Origin of the sequence: Leminorella richardii, from assembly GCF_900478135.1 — a bacterium.
GTDB classification, from domain to species: domain Bacteria; phylum Pseudomonadota; class Gammaproteobacteria; order Enterobacterales; family Enterobacteriaceae; genus Leminorella; species Leminorella richardii.
Genome location: NZ_LS483470.1, coordinates 1,018,276 through 1,033,332 on the forward strand (window position 1 = coordinate 1,018,276; position 15,057 = coordinate 1,033,332).

The following is a 15,057-nucleotide window of genomic DNA, read 5'->3' on the forward strand; positions in this document are numbered from 1 at the left end:
GATTAAGAAAGCGTGATAAACGGTAGGACTTATTGCCGCAACCCTTTATAATCCGGTCTAACTCATTGTTATTACAAAGCCTCTATTTATGCACGACATGCACGTCGATCTCTCTCCTCATCTGAATCAGATACGCGACTGCGGTATGCGGCGTTTGCTCGTTTTGAGCGGCGGCGCGGCGTGGCAGCGAATGCAGATTGAATCGCTTATCGCGCAAAGTGAAGGTGACTGGCTGTGGGTGTCGGAAACGGAGCCTGATATCCAAGGCGTCCAGTACCAGAAACCGTCAGGCATTCATCGACTGCTGGGAACAGCGCTGCGCCATGCGGTCATTGATGTGAACAGCGGCTTTCACGCTGAAGCCTTTGCCGTCGTTTCCGGGCTGCTGGCGGCGGGAAGCCTGCTGGTGCTGCAGGTTCCTGAATGGGATGGGTGGTCATCTCTTCCCGATGAAGACAGCCTGCGCTGGAGCGACTGTTCTGAGTCGGTAGCAACGCCTCACTTTATCGAACGCTTTCGCCGGTGCTGCCGTGAAGATGCAGACGTTATGCTGTGGCGGCAGTCAGAGGCGTTTACTCCCTCTCTGTTGCCAAGCGTTAATCGCTGGATAGCTCCAGACGGCCTGCCCACGCCGGACCAGCGGGAACTGCTCTCTCAACTGCTGCGCGCGGAAAAGGGCAACTACGTGCTGCTGGCGGATCGCGGGCGAGGAAAGTCAGCCGTTGCCGGTATGCTGGCCGAGCGCTGGGCAGGGCAGGGGGAATGCTGGCTGACGGCGCCCGCTAAGGTATCGGTTGAAACACTGCTCGAATGGGGGCAGGGGAAGGTTCACTTTTTCTCACCTGACGCACTGCTTGAACGCTGCGGGCAGACGCCTCCGAAAGGCGTTGACTGGCTAATCATTGACGAAGCGGCGGCGATCCCCGCCCCGCTGCTTTATCGGCTGGCGTCGCTTTTTCCCCGAGTGCTTTTTACGACCACTGTGCAGGGCTATGAAGGAAGCGGTCGAGGGTTTTTATTAAAGTTTTGCGCCAACCTGAGTGATTTACACCTGCTGCATTTGAGACAGCCGATCCGCTGGGCGCAGGGAGATCCGTTAGAGCGCTTCACTCGGCGGTTTTTGCTGATGGATGCGGAAGACTCTCTTAGCAGCACATCTAGCAGGAGCTACCGTATAGATAGTCTGAGTCGTCAACAGCTGGTTGAAAACGAAGCGCTGCTTGAACAGTTCTATGGTCTGCTTACCAGTGCCCACTATCGCACCAGCCCGCTGGATCTTCGCCGCCTTCTGGACGCGCCCGGGATGGCATTTTCTGTCGCTAAAGAAGCGCGTGGAGGGATCGCTGCTGCGCTGTGGCTGGTGGATGAAGGCGGCCTGTCTCCCGAGCTTGCCAGAGACGTTTGGGCGGGGCGCCGCCGTCCCAGAGGAAACCTGATCGCACAGTCGCTGGCGGCGCACGGTTCGGAATATCAGGCGGCCAGGCTTTGTTCTGCGCGAGTCACCCGTATTGCTGTGCTGCCGCCGCTGCGTCGTCAGGGCATTGCCAAAGCGCTGATCGAAGGGGCTATAGCAGACGCCCGAGGGCGAGGCCTTGACTATCTGTCCGTCAGCTTTGGCTACACGGAGCCTCTGTGGGCTTTTTGGCAGGCCTGCGGTTTTGAGCTGGTTCATATGGGGAGCCACCCAGAAGCGAGCAGCGGCTGCTGTGCCGCTATGGCGATTGTTCCTTTTACTCCAGAAGCCCATGCTTTGGCTCGGCGCGCTAAGCGTCAATTTTTGCTTAGTCAACTGACACAGTGCTCTGGCCTGCGGCACATTGGCGCCGTTGCGCCATCGCCGTTGGATGACGACGACTGGCGGGAGCTAGCGGGTTTTGCTTTCGCTCACCGTTCGGTTCGTGGGGCTCAGGTCGCACTGTATCGGCTGCTGCGCCATCGCGAAGCTGAGTGCCCGAGTCTGCGCCAGCTGCTAGACAACCGCCAGAACGAACAGCAGATTATTGAGCGCTTGGCGCTAAGCGGCCGCAAGGCGTTAATTCAGCGCTGGCGCGATGAAGTCGCCAACGCGCTGGTAGCGATAGATGCCGAGTGTTGTCGAGTTTGGCAAGCCTGGGCGACGGGCCAGACGGCGCTGGCGCGCTGAGTTTCGCCGCATCCTGCCTGAATAATTACTCTGACTGCTCTCTTTTTTACCGACGATCGGGGTCACACTTTTTAGATCTCCTTTTGGCATCGGCTCCGCGCGTGATATATTGATACGGTAGTTTTCTTTTCTTTTTACTCTCACCGAGGCATTGATGCTGGAGAATGTAATCATCAGATAATCAGCTTCCCGACCTTTGTAGGCCGGACTGATTATCGCTGCGCTAAAACCTTACGCGAACACCTGCGGGTGTTGGCTCGTTTTTGCACATGATGATTAACAGGTTTTCAGTATGAATTTATCCCGTCAGGAACAGCGTACCCTACACGTTCTCGCCAAAGGGGGGCGTATTGCGCACGAGCGCGATACATCAGGGCGTATCACTTCTGTTGAATGCTATAGCCGCGATGGGCTGCTGCTCAGCGACTGTACGCTCGCTGTCTTTAAAAAGCTTAAGACTAAAAAGCTGATTAAGTCCGTCAATGGGCAACCCTACCGTATTAACACCACCGGGCTGGCAAACGTTCGCGCACAGCCAGACAACCGCTAAGGAGTGCATGATGAAGGACAATACGATGAGCGCGCTGTTTTCCCATGAATTTATCAATGCCAACATGATGGGGCCGAATGCCCTGATGCTGGCTGAGGAAGTGTGCCCGGCTATGGGACTAAAGCCCGGCATGCGGGTACTCGATCTCGCCTGCGGCACAGGGCTGACGTCCATGTACCTAGCCAGTCAGTTTGGCGTCGAAGTTGTGGCAATGGATCTGTGGATCCCCGCTGAGGAGAACGCAAAGCGCTTTGAAGAGCGAGGCTTTAAGGATCGCATCACGCCAGTTTACTTTGACGTGGCGGACATGGCCGACCATTCCCCGTTTGAAGAAGAGAGCTTTGACGCGCTGCTAAGCATTGACGCCTGGCACTACTTCGGCGCCAATTCCTCTTTCTTCGACCGCCATCTTGCTCCGTATCTTAAAACGGGTGCGAGTGTGGCTGTTATGGTTCCGGGTTTGAAAGCGTCGTTCCCTAACGGCGTGCCGCCGGAGTTAGCGCCCTGGTGGCAGCCGGAAATCAACTTTTTCACCGTGGACTGGTGGCGGCAGCTTTGGCAGCAAAGCGCTTTTTTGCAGATAGACAGCTGTGAAGAGAGTGCACGCTGTAGCGAAGCCTGGCAGGCGTGGTTAGCCTGCGATCATCCTTATGCCATCCGCGATCGTGACATGATGGCGGCAGAAGGCGGGCGCTGGTTTAATTTCACGAAAATGACAGGACACATCAAACGATAGGCTAATGCCCCCGTCTACGGGCGGGGGCTAACGCGACGCTGACCGGAAGTGGCACAGACGTTTTTACTTCTTATCCTTCTTCTCTTTATTCCACTCGTCGTCTTCCTCTTTATCCCACTGGGCGTTGTTATCGCGGTGGGGAGGCAGATTCGACTTCTTTCTCAGCGAGCCGTCATAGTTAATTCTGGACAGCGCTTTAATACTGTTGATCAACATCCCTACCAGAACCAGCAAAATAACCCACCAGTAGTCAGCTAGCCAGTGCATGAGGGCGCTCCTTGGGGAGGGGATATATAGCGTTGAAACACCTCATCGAGGTGAGCGGACAGCCATTCATAGCCCGCAATTTCTTGCCCTTCCCAAGATAAGAGTAGCACCTCAGGAGTCAGTCGTGTTGAAAGGGGCTCAGCCAGCGGGTGATAGCTAAGGTGCCAGGGTTCAACCGCAACGCCGCCGTCGTTCTTTACGAAAGGGCGATAAAAGCCGTACTGCGCCATGTTGGCGCTTAGCCAGCGGGTGAGAGCGTAAAAATAGCCGCCGCGCTCATATTCCCAAGGTTCCAACTGAAGCTTTTGCCCTTCGGGCAGCAGGTCAGGATCGTAAACGTCAAGGTCGGTTCCCCAGTGGTGACGACTAGCACCCGGCAGGGCTGACCAGCGCAGGATTGCGCGACAGCGCTGCTCGTCGCTGAGTGCTGAGATGTCTATTGGCTGACTGTCTGCGTCTAACACTGGCCGAAGACCGTTGAACTTGTCGTTCCAGATCTTTTGCTGGCGGGCGAAGTCGCGAAAGGTGCTGGCAGGCTGTAGGCTAAAGCCTGCCAGTGCCGCTGCCGCTTGCATGGCAGAAAACGCAGTAACCGCCTCCGGCTGAAGGCGATGAGAACCAGAAAGCGCTGCTAAATGCCCGTCGCTTTGGCCAGTCAGTTCGGAAAGCGCGATCATGCCAGCAGCTGCTCCATGATTTTTTGGTACATGCGGCTAAGAAGCTGAAGATCCGCCGCGTTGACGCACTCGTTCACCTTGTGAATGGTGGCGTTTACCGGGCCAAGCTCAACGACCTGAGTCCCCAGTTGGGCAATAAAGCGACCGTCAGAAGTGCCGCCGTTGGTCAGCAGTTCAGGGCGAATGCCTGCGTAATACTCTACGGCAGTGGAGACGGCGTCAACGAGTTTGCCGCGCGGCGTTAAAAATGGCTTGCCGGACAGGTTCCAGTCAATACGGTAGCGCAGCTGGTGGCGCTCTAGCATGGCCTGAACTTTAGCCACGATCTGTTCGTGAGTCAGTTCCGTGCTGTAGCGGAAGTTAAACTGCACAAACAGATCGCCAGGGATAACGTTATTGCTGCCGGTGCCCGCTTTAATGTTGGCAATCTGCATGCTAGTAGCCGGGAAGAATTCGTTGCCGCGATCCCACTCGACGCCGACCAGCTCTTGAATAAAGGCTGCGGAGCGGTGAACGGGGTTGTCAGCCAAATGAGGATAGGCTACATGCCCCTGAGTGCCAAACACCGTCAGGTTAGCAGTCAGCGAGCCGCGACGACCGTTTTTCACCACATCGCCGACGCGCTCGGTGCTCGAGGGTTCGCCCACTAGGCAGTATTCGATTTTCTCTTGGCGAGCGGCGAGAGCCTCAACGACTTTGACCGTGCCGTTTACCGCGCTGGCCTCTTCGTCAGAGGTAATAAGAAACGCCAGCCTGCCGGTATGGTGAGGGTTTGCCGCCACGAAGCGCTCGGCAGCAACAACCATGGCCGCCAGTGAGCCTTTCATATCGGCAGCGCCTCTGCCGTAAAGGAAACCGTTTTCAATGGTTGGCGAGAAGGGCGGCTGCCGCCACTGGCTTTCGTCTCCAGCAGGGACAACGTCAGTATGCCCGGCGAATGCCAGCGTAGGGCCTTCGCTCCGGCCTTTGCGACAGGCCCAGAAGTTCTGCGTATCGCCAAAGTTCATCTGCTCAACGTGGAAGCCGATGGCCTCCAGTCGCTCAATCATTATTTGCTGGCAGCCCTCGTCGTTGGGGCTAAGAGAGGGGCGGGAAATTAGCTGTTCCGCCAGAGTGAGTACCGGGCATGCCATGGGCTACTCTCCGAAAACAAACTGCTGGTAGCCGCTATCGGCAAAGCCGAGCAGCATGTCATCACCCTTGACCAGCAGAGGGCGTTTAATAATGGCGGGCTGTTCAAGCATCAGCGCCTTAGCGCCCGCTTCATTTGAAGCTGCGGCCTTTTCGGCGTCGCTCAGCTTGCGCCAGGTGGTACCGCGCACGTTGAGCATGGCTTCCCAGCCTAGGCGGTCGATAAAGCTTTGCAGCAGGTCACCGTCTAGCCCGTCAACGCGATAGTCGTGAAAGCGATAGTCGACATCGCGCTCTTCCAGCCAGCGGCGCGCTTTTTTAATGGTGTCGCAGTTTTTTATTCCGTACATGCAGTAAGTCGTCAAGCGGGGCTCCCTGTAGTCAACTCCGCGTCTTTAAAGGCATCACGCGGGAAAAGGTCAAAAAATGGAATAGGTCAATTTACCATTTTATTGGCAACAGAGGGGGAAAAATTACGGTGTCTTTTTCGTTGTGCAAAAGGAGAGCAGAAAAGGTTTATCAGTAGACGAGAAGAGCCTACACAAATCGGTAGGCTCTTCGCACAAGAGAGCGCTATTGGCTTCTTCTTTCCAGATACATCACGGTTGCCGCCACGCGGGAACGGACGTTAAGCTTGCGCAGCATGTTGCGGATGTGCACTTTTACCGTTTCTTCAGAAATGTGCAGATGGGAAGCCACCTGCTTGTTAGACATACCGCGAGCCACTTCCTGCAGCACGTCCAGTTCACGTTCAGTGAGCAGCTCTAGGGGGTCGGTGTCTCCGTCGCTGCGGGAGGCGAGGTACTCAGAAATGATGTCGCTGTAGACGTTTTCACCCTGAGTAGCCTGTACGATCTTGGCCAGCAGCTGTTCTGGTTCACTGTCTTTAAGCAGGTAGCCGTCGGCGCCTGCGTCAATGAGCGCGTAGATATCGTTGCGGTTGTCTGACACTGTCAGCACGATGATGCGGGAATCAATGCCTTCGTTGCGCAGCGCTTTGAGCGTATCCAGACCGGACAGCCCCTTCATATTCAGGTCAAGCAGGATAAGGTCGGGCAGAAACTGGCCGGCATAGGTGATGGCCTCGTTGCCGTTGCTGGCTTCGGCGACGATATTGAGAGTAGGTTCGAGTTCTAGCAGCTGCCGTACGCCGCGGCGCATGAGAGGATGATCGTCGACGATTAAAACGCTGTACTGTTCTTGCACCATTATTACTCCCTATCTTTATGCTGGCGGAATATTGCGCAGAAGGCGCTTTGTCCGCTTCTGTTGTCGTCTATCTAATATCAGGTTCTGTATCGCTTAACGTGTTGTATATACAGTATACAGAAATTTTATTTACCAGAGCCTATCATTGTGCGCCGCGCTATTGTTGAGGAAAGCGCAGGCAAACGCTGGTTCCCCCGCCGTCCCGCTGGAGGATATCCAGCGTTCCGCCTAAGCGGGACGCTCGTTCATTCATAATATTCAGCCCGTAGTGGCCTTCTGGCTCGTTCAGGCTTTTGATCCCTTTGCCGTTGTCGGCAATGGTAATCATGTTTTGTCCATCTGACGTTGGCTCACAGTTTACTCTAATTTCGCTGGCGTGAGCGTGTTTTATGGCATTGAGCACGGCTTCTCTGACTATTTGCAGAGCGTGAACCTGCTGCTGAGCGTTCAGCGACTGAGACGACAGCGCGCAGTAAATGTGAATAGGCACGTCCGTTTGCGCCTGAAGCGGCGTGATGAGCTGATTGAGCGCCTCGTGCAGATCGGCCTCCTGGATGGTCAGTCTGAAGGTCGCCAGCAGTTCGCGCAATTGACGATAGGCACTGGCCAGAGCCCGATCGAAGTCTTGAATGACCTCCATCGCTTTACCGCTGTCGGCGGGCACTTCACGCTTGAGCAGGGTCAGCTGAATGCGCAGGAAGGAGAGCGACTGAGCCAGCGAGTCGTGCAGCTCGCGGGCAATAGTGGCGCGTTCTTCCATCAAAATGACCTGAAGATAGCGCTTTTGGGCGCGGTTAAAGTAAATGCCCCGACTGATGACGTTAGCCACGTTTTCGATAAGCTGTGGGTGAACGGCCGTTTCTGAACACTGCCAGCTCAGCTTGCCCAGCGTCTGTTCATGCTGCTGTAGCGTCAGATATTGCCAGTGAGCGTTAGGATCTTCATCCCCTTCAATCAACACCCAGCGGCCTTCACCGCTGTCCTGCACTTCAAGGCGAATAGTCACCAGATTCTCGCTGTTGTGGACGATTTTCAACACTTGTTCAAAGCACTGGCGGTCTACCTGACTGACACTGAGCGCCTGCAAGCAGTCATACAGTACGCCGAGAGAGCGATTGGCCTGAGTGAGTTCCAGTGTTTTCTCTTCAACTTTTTGTGCCAGAGAGTCGTAGCTCTTGGCCAGATCGGAGGACATGGACGTAAATGCCTGCGCCAGCACCCCCAGCTCGTCCGGTTGCTCAACGTCCAGCGGCAGGTGGTTAAAGCGACCGCTCTGAATTTGATGACTTGCTGTTACCATGCGATTAAGTGGCGCAACGATTTTCCGGCGACTGAAATGAATAACAAAGAAAACCAATCCGACAGTAATCAGAAAACTGATAATGCTGATAGCGCCGGTCACCTGAAGCTTTAGCTCTGAAAAACGCTGAATAGCGAGAACAAACTCATTGATTTCGCTGACGTACTCAGCAAGCTGGCTGACGTAGACGTCGCCGTTATTGCGATAAAGCTCCTCTTCTAATCCCTTCCAGCGGGTAAGGAGGTGCTGATACTTGTTCTGTATATGCTCAGGGTAATAGAACTGATTTACGTCCTTCAACGCGGGAGCGTTGATGGAAACGTCGTATTGGCGAATATGGGAATTCAAATAGGGTGACTGAGTCGTCAAGTCGTAGGCCAAACGATAGCTCTGCATGCGCAGCGAGCCGGAAATGTTGATCGCTTCCGCGTCAGTGCGGCTGGCTATCAGTGTGACCAGCGCAAAGCCAGTGGACAGCACGGAAAGCACCACGATAGCGAGCAGCATCCGGGCGATGGTGCTGGTGACAGAGCGTTTTACAGAGACGGCCATAGTTCCTCAGGCTGTATTAGTGCGGTGTTGATCCCGACGTCCGACAAAAATGTATCCGCTATAATTAGAAAGCGGGGGAAAGATAAAACACGCTGTATTTCCAGATAGCTGTATTTTCGGATAATGAGGACATAAAACGCCAGCGATACGTCACGATTATTTTGCCGCGTTTAGTAAAAAAATGCAGAGGTGAAATCGCGGCTGTGTCAAAAAACTGATTAAAAAACCGGCGAACGCTTGATCTAGCTCAATTGAAGCAGTGATTTACCCCTTAAGAGTAATTATCACATTCCTCCCTAAAGTTTACTTTACCCTCGCCGGGTTCTATAGGCAAAAGCGTTGATAAAAATACACAAGAGATCCTTTGGATAGTTTGAGGTAGCAAATGTCGACTTTGTCCAGACGAAACCTGCTTCGGGGCCATTGGCGAACAGGGGCTAGCGCCGTTAGGCCTCCCTGGTCAGTGGACGACGCGCGTTTTGTTGACGGATGTACCCGCTGCGGAGCCTGTGTTGAGGCCTGTGAAACGGGAGTGTTGACCCTTGCAGGGCGGCTCGACTTTCCCGAGCTCGACTTTCAGCGAGCTGAGTGTACGTTTTGTCGTCGCTGCGTTGAGGCCTGCCCAGAGCCGATTTTTCGGCGTCATGACAACCTGCCTTGGCGGCGCACTGCCGTGATTAGCGAGTCCTGTTTGACCGTGAAGGGCGTTGCCTGCCGCAGCTGTCAGGACGTTTGTGAACCCTACGCTATTCAGTTTCGCCTTTATCCCGGCGGTATAGCCCGGCCGCAGCTGGATGCAGACACCTGCACTGGATGCGGTGGATGCGTGAAAAGCTGCCCCGTCGGGGCGATAACAACCCGTGAGAGCAATAAAGAAAATGACGAAATCGCGTAGTTGGCACGACAGTTGGCACGTTTGCAGTTTAGTCATTCAAGTTAGACCTGAAGCAATTGAAACAGTAAGCAAGGCGTTGTGTGAGCTACCGGGGACAGAGATCCCTGGAGCCAATAACGAAGAAGGGAAACTGATTGTAGTGATGCAGGCAGAAGACGCCGACGCGTTGTATGCCCAAATTGAGTCAGCGCGAGATATCGCAGGCGTGCTGGCTGTGTCGCTGGTTTACCACCAGCAAGATGAGCAAGGTGAGGATACGCCATGAAACTCAGTCGTCGAGACTTCATGAAAGCTAATGCAGCTGCCGCCGCCGCGGTCGCTGCGGGAATGACGATCCCAACTGTCGCCGCTGCGGCAGGAGAAGACGCGTCAATCAAGTGGGATAAAGCACCGTGCCGTTTCTGCGGTACTGGATGTAGCGTTCTGGTCGGAACACAAAACGGCCGCGTGGTCGCCTCTCAAGGCGATCCTGATGCGCCGGTCAACCGTGGCCTTAACTGCATTAAAGGCTACTTCCTGCCCAAAATCATGTACGGAAAGGATCGCCTGACACAGCCGCTGCTGCGTATGAAAAACGGCGAATATGATAAAAACGGCGAGTTTACCCCAGTCAGCTGGGATAAAGCCTTCACCGTCATGAGTGAAAAGTATAAGAAAGCCTTTAAAGACCAAGGGCCGAACGGCGGCGGCATGTTTGCCTCCGGTCAATTCACCATTTGGGAAGGCTATGCGGCCGCCAAGCTGTTTAAGGCGGGCTTCCGCTCTAACAACATCGATCCAAACGCGCGCCACTGTATGGCCACTGCCGTTGTTGGTTTTATGCGCACCTTCGGGATGGACGAACCAATGGGCTGCTACGATGATATCGAGCATGCCGACGCCTTCGTCCTGTGGGGATCCAACATGGCGGAAATGCACCCGATCCTGTGGTCTCGCATTACCGATCGTCGCCTGTCGAACCCGAACGTAAAAGTGGCGGTAATGTCGACGTTTGAAAACCGCAGCTTTGAGCTGGCGGATAACGCGATTATCTTTAAGCCGCAGACAGACTTGGTGATCCTGAACTATATCGCCAACTACATTATTCAGAACGACGCGGTTAATCAGGACTTCCTGGACAAGCACGTCAACATTCGCCGCGGCGCGACAGACATCGGCTACGGCCTGCGTCCGTCCCATCCGCTGGAAAAAGCGGCTAAGAATCCGAACAGCGACGCCTCTACGCCGATGACGTTCGATGAGTACAAGGCGTTTGTTGCCGAGTACACGCTGGAGAAAACGGCTGAAATGACCGGCGTGCCGAAAGATTCTCTGGTGGCGCTGGCCAAGCTGTATGCGGATCCGAATGTGAAAGTTGTTTCCTACTGGACCATGGGCTTTAACCAGCACACCCGCGGCGTATGGGCTAACAACCTGTGTTACAACATTCACCTGCTGACCGGCAAGATTTCTACGCCGGGCTGTGGGCCGTTCTCGCTGACCGGTCAACCGTCAGCCTGTGGTACGGCGCGTGAAGTGGGCACCTTTGCTCACCGCCTGCCTGCCGACATGGTGGTCACTAACGAGGCGCACCGTAAAATAGCCGAAGAGAAGTGGAAACTGCCAGAAGGCACCATTCTTGGAAGTCTTGGTCTGCACGCTGTCGCGCAGGATCGGGCTCTGAAAGACGGTACTCTCAACGCCTATTGGACGCTGTGCACCAACAATATGCAGGCCGGTCCAAACATCAACGAAGACCGTATGCCGGGCTGGCGCGATCCGCGCAACTTCGTGGTTGTTTCTGATCCGTATCCGACCATTAGTGCATTAGCCGCTGACCTGATCCTGCCTACTGCTATGTGGGTAGAAAAAGAGGGTGCTTACGGCAACGCCGAGCGCCGCAGCCAGTTCTGGCGTCAGCAGGTGAAGGCACCGGGCGAAGCAAAATCTGACCTGTGGCAAATCGTTGAATTCTCTAAGTACTTCAAAACTGACGAAGTCTGGCCTGCCGAACTGCTGGAAAAGAACCCAGAATACCGCGGTAAAACGCTGTACGAAGTTCTGTTTGCTAACGGTCAGGTTAACAAGTTCAGCGTTGATGAACTGGCGAAAGATCAGCTTAACGACGAATCTCGCGAGTTAGGCTTCTATCTGCAAAAAGGCCTGTTTGAAGAGTACGCCGGGTTTGGTCGCGGCCATGCTCACGATCTGGCCTCGTTTGACGACTATCACAAGGCGCGCGGTCTGCGCTGGCCGGTGGTTGACGGAAAAGAGACGCTGTGGCGCTACCGTGAAGGCTACGACCCGTATGTCAAAAAGGGTGAAGGCGTTCGCTTCTACGGCAAGCCGGACGGCAAAGCGGTTATCTTTGCGCTGCCCTATGAGCCACCTGCTGAGAGCCCGGACGACGAGTTTGACCTGTGGCTGTCCACCGGTCGCGTATTGGAACACTGGCATACCGGTTCGATGACGCGCCGTGTGCCGGAACTTCACCGCTCGTTCCCTGAGTCAGTGCTGTTTATCCATCCGAAAGACGCCCAGAAGCGCGGTATGCGCCGCGGTGACAAAGTAAAAATTCAGTCTCGTCGCGGCGAGGTGCTGTCTACCGTTGAGACACGCGGTCGTAACCGTGTGCCTGAAGGTCTGGTGTACATGGCATTCTTTGACGCGGCACAGCTGGTGAACGCATTGACGCTGGACGCAACAGATCCTCTGTCTAAAGAGACTGACTACAAGAAGTGTGCAGTCAGGGTTGTGAAAGCGTAAGGCGGATGAGAGCGCATCACAATGGCTAACGAACGGGATAAGGGACCAGCACGGCGGCGCTTTTTGCGCGATGCCGTGCGCAGTGCGGGCGGCCTGGCTGGGCTTGCGCTGCTGTTAAGCGTTCCTCAGCGTCAGTCTCTGGCAAAAGAGGGGGTAGCACTCAGACCCCCCGGTGCGCTGCCGGAAGAGGCGTTTAACCGCGCCTGTATCCGCTGCGGACAGTGTGTGCAGGACTGCCCCTATGACACGCTGAAGCTGGCGACGCTGTTGTCGCCCGTTTCCAGCGGTACGCCTTACTTCGTGGCGCGGCAGGTTCCCTGCGAAATGTGCGACGACGTACCGTGCGTTAAGGCCTGTCCAAGCGGCGCGCTCGATCCTCGGCTGACAGATATCGATCAGTCCCGCATGGGGCTAGCGGTTTTGCTCGATCACGAAAACTGCCTTAACTGGCAGGGGCTGCGCTGTGACGTGTGTCATCGGGTATGCCCACTGATTAACAAAGCCATCACGCTAGAGCACCAGCACAACACGCGCACCGACAAGCACGCCAAGTTCATTCCTACCGTCCACAGTGAATACTGCACCGGATGTGGGAAGTGCGAAGAGGCCTGTGTCTTAGAGGAAGCGGCGATTAAGGTACTGCCTCTGTCGCTCGCGCTTGGCAAGCTGGGGCAGCACTACCGGCTGGGTTGGGAAGAGAAGGACAAGGCGGGTCATTCGCTGATCCCTGAAGCCCTGACGATGCCAACCCGTAAACCGGAAGGAGGGCTATAGTGGCAAATGCACCTATGCTGGCGGGCCGAGAGGCGCGCGTAAAGTTTGGCTGGTGGTACAGCCATCGCTTTCTCCTTCTGCGCCGGTTAAGCCAGATGCTGATCTTGGCGATGTTTCTGGCGGGGCCGTGGTTCAGCCTGTGGATCCTGCGCGGTAACTACAGCGGCAGCATGCTGCTTGGCGTAGTGCCGCTTGGCGATCCGCTGGTGGTGCTGCAAACGCTGGCTAGCGGATACCTGCCCGAGATGCCTACACAGGGTGAAGGTTGGACACAGTGGTACGCGGTCATTGGCGGTGTGATTATCGCTTTGGCCTATGCACTGTTCGCCAGCCGACTGTTCTGCGGCTGGGTGTGCCCTCTGGCGCTGGTGACCGATTTGGCTGCCTGGATGCGCCGCAAGTTTGGCATTCGCAACAGTGCGACCCTTCCTTCATCGCTGCGCTACGGCATTCTGCTGGCGGTTTTAGCAGGTAGCGCCGTGAGCGGTACGCTGATCTGGGAATGGGTTAATCCAGTGTCTGCCTTTGGGCGCGGGTTGATTAACGGGCTGGGGCAGGCGCCGACAGCAGGTCTGGTGAGCGGCCTGATGTTCGGTTTCGGCGCTAGCCTGTGGCTTATCGTTGCAGTGTTCCTGTTCGATCTACTGGTGGTTGAGCACGGCTGGTGTGGGCATCTATGCCCGATCGGCGCACTGTATGGCGCGATTGGCTGTAAGGGTGTGCTTCGCGTTAGCGCGGAAAATCGCCAAGACTGCACCCGCTGTATGGACTGTATTCACATTTGCCCTGAGCCTCAGGTGCTGCGTGGCCCGCTGTTTGGCAAAGGGGAAAGTCCTCTGGTGCTGAGCAAAGAGTGTATCTCCTGTGGCCGCTGCATTGATGTCTGTTCAGAGAAAGTATTTCAAATAAAAACACGATTCCATCGTTCGGGAGAAGAGGAATGAAGAGTAACGTCTTGAAAAAGCGAGTTACCTTATGGACTATGCTAGGCGTATTGGTTTTTGGCGGCGTGGCGTTTGCCGCTAATAATGGCGTGGACTTATCTCAGTCACCGGAAGTGTCAGGCACGGCGGATGGACAGATCACGACGCCGAAAGAGCAGCCTCGCATCGCCCTTGACTATGTAAACCAGCCGCCGATGATCCCGCACAGCGTAGACGGCTATCAGGTAACGACAAAAGTAAACACCTGTTTGAAGTGTCACGGCGTTCAGGGCTACCGCACGACGGGTGCTCCGCGAATCAGCCCGACTCACTTTATGGACAGCAATGGGCATGTTAACAGCGAGGTTGCACCTCGCCGCTACTTCTGCCAGTCCTGTCACGTGCCTCAGGCTGACGCCGCGCCGATTATCGGCAATACGTTCCAGCCTGCGCCTGGCTATGGTAAATAAGCGGGGATGACCATGAGTAAAGAGAAAAAGCCGGGTATTATTCGTCGTGCGTGGCGCTGGTTTCGCACTCCCAGCCGGCTGGCTATCGGCACGCTGCTGGGGCTGGGCTTTATCGCCGGTATCGTCTTTGTGAGTGGTTTTAACACCAGCATGACGATGATGAACAGCGAAGAGTTCTGCATCAGCTGCCACGAAATGCGCGACAACGTGTATCAGGAATACATGGACACCGTGCACTACAGCAACCGCACAGGGGTTCGCGCTGTTTGCTCTGACTGCCACGTTCCGCACGAGTTTGTGCCGAAGATGGTGCGTAAGATCAAGGCGTCTAAAGAGCTGTACGGTAAGGCAATGGGCATCATCGATACGCCTCAAAAGTTCGATGAGCACCGGCTACAGATGGCAAAGAACGAGTGGGAGCGCATGAAGGGGAATAACTCTCAGGAATGTCGCAACTGCCATAACTTCGACTTTATGGACTTTACCGAGCAGAAGGGCGTAGCCGCCAAGATGCACAGTCTGGCCATTAAAGAGAATAAAACCTGTATTGACTGCCATAAGGGCATTGCCCACAAGTTGCCTGATATGACGGGGATTGATACTGGGTTTAACTGATAGCCTGAGATTAATGGCTAATAAAAGAAAACCGCAGACAAGACGTTCTGCGGTTTTTTTATTGCCTTGA

Annotated in this window: 16 protein-coding genes; 10 read left to right on the top strand and 6 right to left on the bottom strand. The window is 55.2% G+C overall.

The features are described 5' to 3' along the window. The first annotated feature begins 88 nt into the window (after nucleotides 1–88). The 3 genes from DQM29_RS04790 to DQM29_RS04800 all read left to right on the top strand — a co-directional run bounded on the left by DQM29_RS04790 (nucleotide 89) and on the right by DQM29_RS04800 (nucleotide 3,429). Complete coding sequence (locus DQM29_RS04790; protein WP_232054860.1) at nucleotides 89–2,143, top strand: tRNA(Met) cytidine acetyltransferase TmcA; 2,055 nt, start codon at nucleotides 89–91, stop codon at nucleotides 2,141–2,143. 292 nt (nucleotides 2,144–2,435) lie between these two features. Further along, nucleotides 2,436–2,693, top strand: a complete 258-nt coding sequence (locus tag DQM29_RS04795) for a YjhX family toxin (protein WP_111739558.1) — start codon at nucleotides 2,436–2,438, stop codon at nucleotides 2,691–2,693. A gap of 10 nt (nucleotides 2,694–2,703) precedes the next feature. Continuing rightward, nucleotides 2,704–3,429 carry an SAM-dependent methyltransferase gene (locus tag DQM29_RS04800; RefSeq protein WP_232054861.1) on the top strand — a complete coding sequence of 242 codons (726 nt, stop codon included), beginning with the start codon at nucleotides 2,704–2,706 and terminating at the stop codon, nucleotides 3,427–3,429. Nucleotides 3,430–3,492: 63 nt separating this feature from the next. On the opposite strand, the gene DQM29_RS04805 is transcribed toward DQM29_RS04800, so the two are convergent. The 6 genes from DQM29_RS04805 to narQ all read right to left on the bottom strand — a co-directional run bounded on the left by DQM29_RS04805 (nucleotide 3,493) and on the right by narQ (nucleotide 8,565). Next, nucleotides 3,493–3,696 carry a YpfN family protein gene (locus DQM29_RS04805; protein ID WP_111739559.1) on the bottom strand — a complete coding sequence of 68 codons (204 nt, stop codon included), beginning with the start codon at nucleotides 3,694–3,696 and terminating at the stop codon, nucleotides 3,493–3,495. Then, entirely contained in the window at nucleotides 3,684–4,373 is a 690-nt protein-coding gene (locus DQM29_RS04810; protein ID WP_111739560.1) for a M15 family metallopeptidase, read from the bottom strand. The genes DQM29_RS04805 and DQM29_RS04810 overlap by 13 nt, the downstream gene beginning before the upstream one ends. Then, nucleotides 4,370–5,506, bottom strand: a complete 1,137-nt coding sequence (dapE, locus tag DQM29_RS04815; protein ID WP_111739561.1) for a succinyl-diaminopimelate desuccinylase — start codon at nucleotides 5,504–5,506, stop codon at nucleotides 4,370–4,372. Before dapE ends, DQM29_RS04810 begins: the two co-directional genes overlap by 4 nt. A 3-nt stretch (nucleotides 5,507–5,509) precedes the next feature. Then, a complete protein-coding gene (locus tag DQM29_RS04820) occupies nucleotides 5,510–5,854 on the bottom strand; it encodes an ArsC family reductase (RefSeq protein ID WP_111739562.1) in 345 nt (114 codons plus the stop codon). 223 nt (nucleotides 5,855–6,077) lie between these two features. After that, nucleotides 6,078–6,713, bottom strand: a complete 636-nt coding sequence (gene narL, locus DQM29_RS04825; protein ID WP_111739563.1) for a two-component system response regulator NarL — start codon at nucleotides 6,711–6,713, stop codon at nucleotides 6,078–6,080. Nucleotides 6,714–6,870: 157 nt separating this feature from the next. Then, nucleotides 6,871–8,565, bottom strand: coding sequence for a nitrate/nitrite two-component system sensor histidine kinase NarQ (gene narQ / locus DQM29_RS04830; RefSeq protein WP_111739564.1), 1,695 nt, complete (start codon nucleotides 8,563–8,565; stop codon nucleotides 6,871–6,873). A gap of 385 nt (nucleotides 8,566–8,950) precedes the next feature. Here narQ and napF point away from each other — a divergent pair, with 385 nt between their 5' ends. From napF to napC, 7 genes are read left to right on the top strand one after another with little or no spacing between them, the layout of a single operon-like run. Beyond that, nucleotides 8,951–9,460, top strand: a complete 510-nt coding sequence (napF, locus tag DQM29_RS04835) for a ferredoxin-type protein NapF (protein ID WP_111739565.1) — start codon at nucleotides 8,951–8,953, stop codon at nucleotides 9,458–9,460. Continuing rightward, nucleotides 9,444–9,725: a chaperone NapD gene (napD, locus tag DQM29_RS04840; protein ID WP_111739566.1), complete on the top strand. Its 282-nt coding sequence runs from the start codon at nucleotides 9,444–9,446 to the stop codon at nucleotides 9,723–9,725. Before napF ends, napD begins: the two co-directional genes overlap by 17 nt. Then, entirely contained in the window at nucleotides 9,722–12,205 is a 2,484-nt protein-coding gene (gene napA, locus DQM29_RS04845; RefSeq protein WP_111739567.1) for a nitrate reductase catalytic subunit NapA, read from the top strand. The genes napD and napA overlap by 4 nt, the downstream gene beginning before the upstream one ends. A gap of 21 nt (nucleotides 12,206–12,226) precedes the next feature. Then, nucleotides 12,227–12,979: a ferredoxin-type protein NapG gene (gene napG / locus DQM29_RS04850; protein ID WP_111739568.1), complete on the top strand. Its 753-nt coding sequence runs from the start codon at nucleotides 12,227–12,229 to the stop codon at nucleotides 12,977–12,979. Then, a complete protein-coding gene (locus DQM29_RS04855; protein ID WP_111739569.1) occupies nucleotides 12,979–13,923 on the top strand; it encodes a quinol dehydrogenase ferredoxin subunit NapH in 945 nt (314 codons plus the stop codon). The genes napG and DQM29_RS04855 overlap by 1 nt, the downstream gene beginning before the upstream one ends. Next, nucleotides 13,920–14,372, top strand: a complete 453-nt coding sequence (gene napB, locus DQM29_RS04860; RefSeq protein ID WP_111739570.1) for a nitrate reductase cytochrome c-type subunit — start codon at nucleotides 13,920–13,922, stop codon at nucleotides 14,370–14,372. The genes DQM29_RS04855 and napB overlap by 4 nt, the downstream gene beginning before the upstream one ends. Nucleotides 14,373–14,384: 12 nt before the next feature. Continuing rightward, nucleotides 14,385–14,987 carry a cytochrome c-type protein NapC gene (napC, locus tag DQM29_RS04865; protein WP_111741996.1) on the top strand — a complete coding sequence of 201 codons (603 nt, stop codon included), beginning with the start codon at nucleotides 14,385–14,387 and terminating at the stop codon, nucleotides 14,985–14,987. Nucleotides 14,988–15,057 lie beyond the last annotated feature (70 nt).

Excerpts from the sequence above, each read along its gene's own strand:
- napF (WP_111739565.1), top strand. The coding sequence starts at position 8,951 with ATGTCGACTTTGTCCAGACGAAACCTGCTTCGGGGCCATTGGCGAACA.
- narL (WP_111739563.1), bottom strand. The coding sequence starts at position 6,713 with ATGGTGCAAGAACAGTACAGCGTTTTAATCGTCGACGATCATCCTCTC.
- DQM29_RS04810 (WP_111739560.1), bottom strand. The coding sequence starts at position 4,373 with ATGATCGCGCTTTCCGAACTGACTGGCCAAAGCGACGGGCATTTAGCA.
- dapE (WP_111739561.1), bottom strand. The coding sequence starts at position 5,506 with ATGGCATGCCCGGTACTCACTCTGGCGGAACAGCTAATTTCCCGCCCC.
- narQ (WP_111739564.1), bottom strand. The coding sequence starts at position 8,565 with ATGGCCGTCTCTGTAAAACGCTCTGTCACCAGCACCATCGCCCGGATG.
- napB (WP_111739570.1), top strand. The coding sequence starts at position 13,920 with ATGAAGAGTAACGTCTTGAAAAAGCGAGTTACCTTATGGACTATGCTA.
- napD (WP_111739566.1), top strand. The coding sequence starts at position 9,444 with ATGACGAAATCGCGTAGTTGGCACGACAGTTGGCACGTTTGCAGTTTA.
- napG (WP_111739568.1), top strand. The coding sequence starts at position 12,227 with ATGGCTAACGAACGGGATAAGGGACCAGCACGGCGGCGCTTTTTGCGC.
- napC (WP_111741996.1), top strand. The coding sequence starts at position 14,385 with ATGAGTAAAGAGAAAAAGCCGGGTATTATTCGTCGTGCGTGGCGCTGG.
- DQM29_RS04820 (WP_111739562.1), bottom strand. The coding sequence starts at position 5,854 with ATGTACGGAATAAAAAACTGCGACACCATTAAAAAAGCGCGCCGCTGG.
- napA (WP_111739567.1), top strand. The coding sequence starts at position 9,722 with ATGAAACTCAGTCGTCGAGACTTCATGAAAGCTAATGCAGCTGCCGCC.
- DQM29_RS04800 (WP_232054861.1), top strand. The coding sequence starts at position 2,704 with ATGAAGGACAATACGATGAGCGCGCTGTTTTCCCATGAATTTATCAAT.
- DQM29_RS04805 (WP_111739559.1), bottom strand. The coding sequence starts at position 3,696 with ATGCACTGGCTAGCTGACTACTGGTGGGTTATTTTGCTGGTTCTGGTA.
- DQM29_RS04795 (WP_111739558.1), top strand. The coding sequence starts at position 2,436 with ATGAATTTATCCCGTCAGGAACAGCGTACCCTACACGTTCTCGCCAAA.
- DQM29_RS04790 (WP_232054860.1), top strand. The coding sequence starts at position 89 with ATGCACGACATGCACGTCGATCTCTCTCCTCATCTGAATCAGATACGC.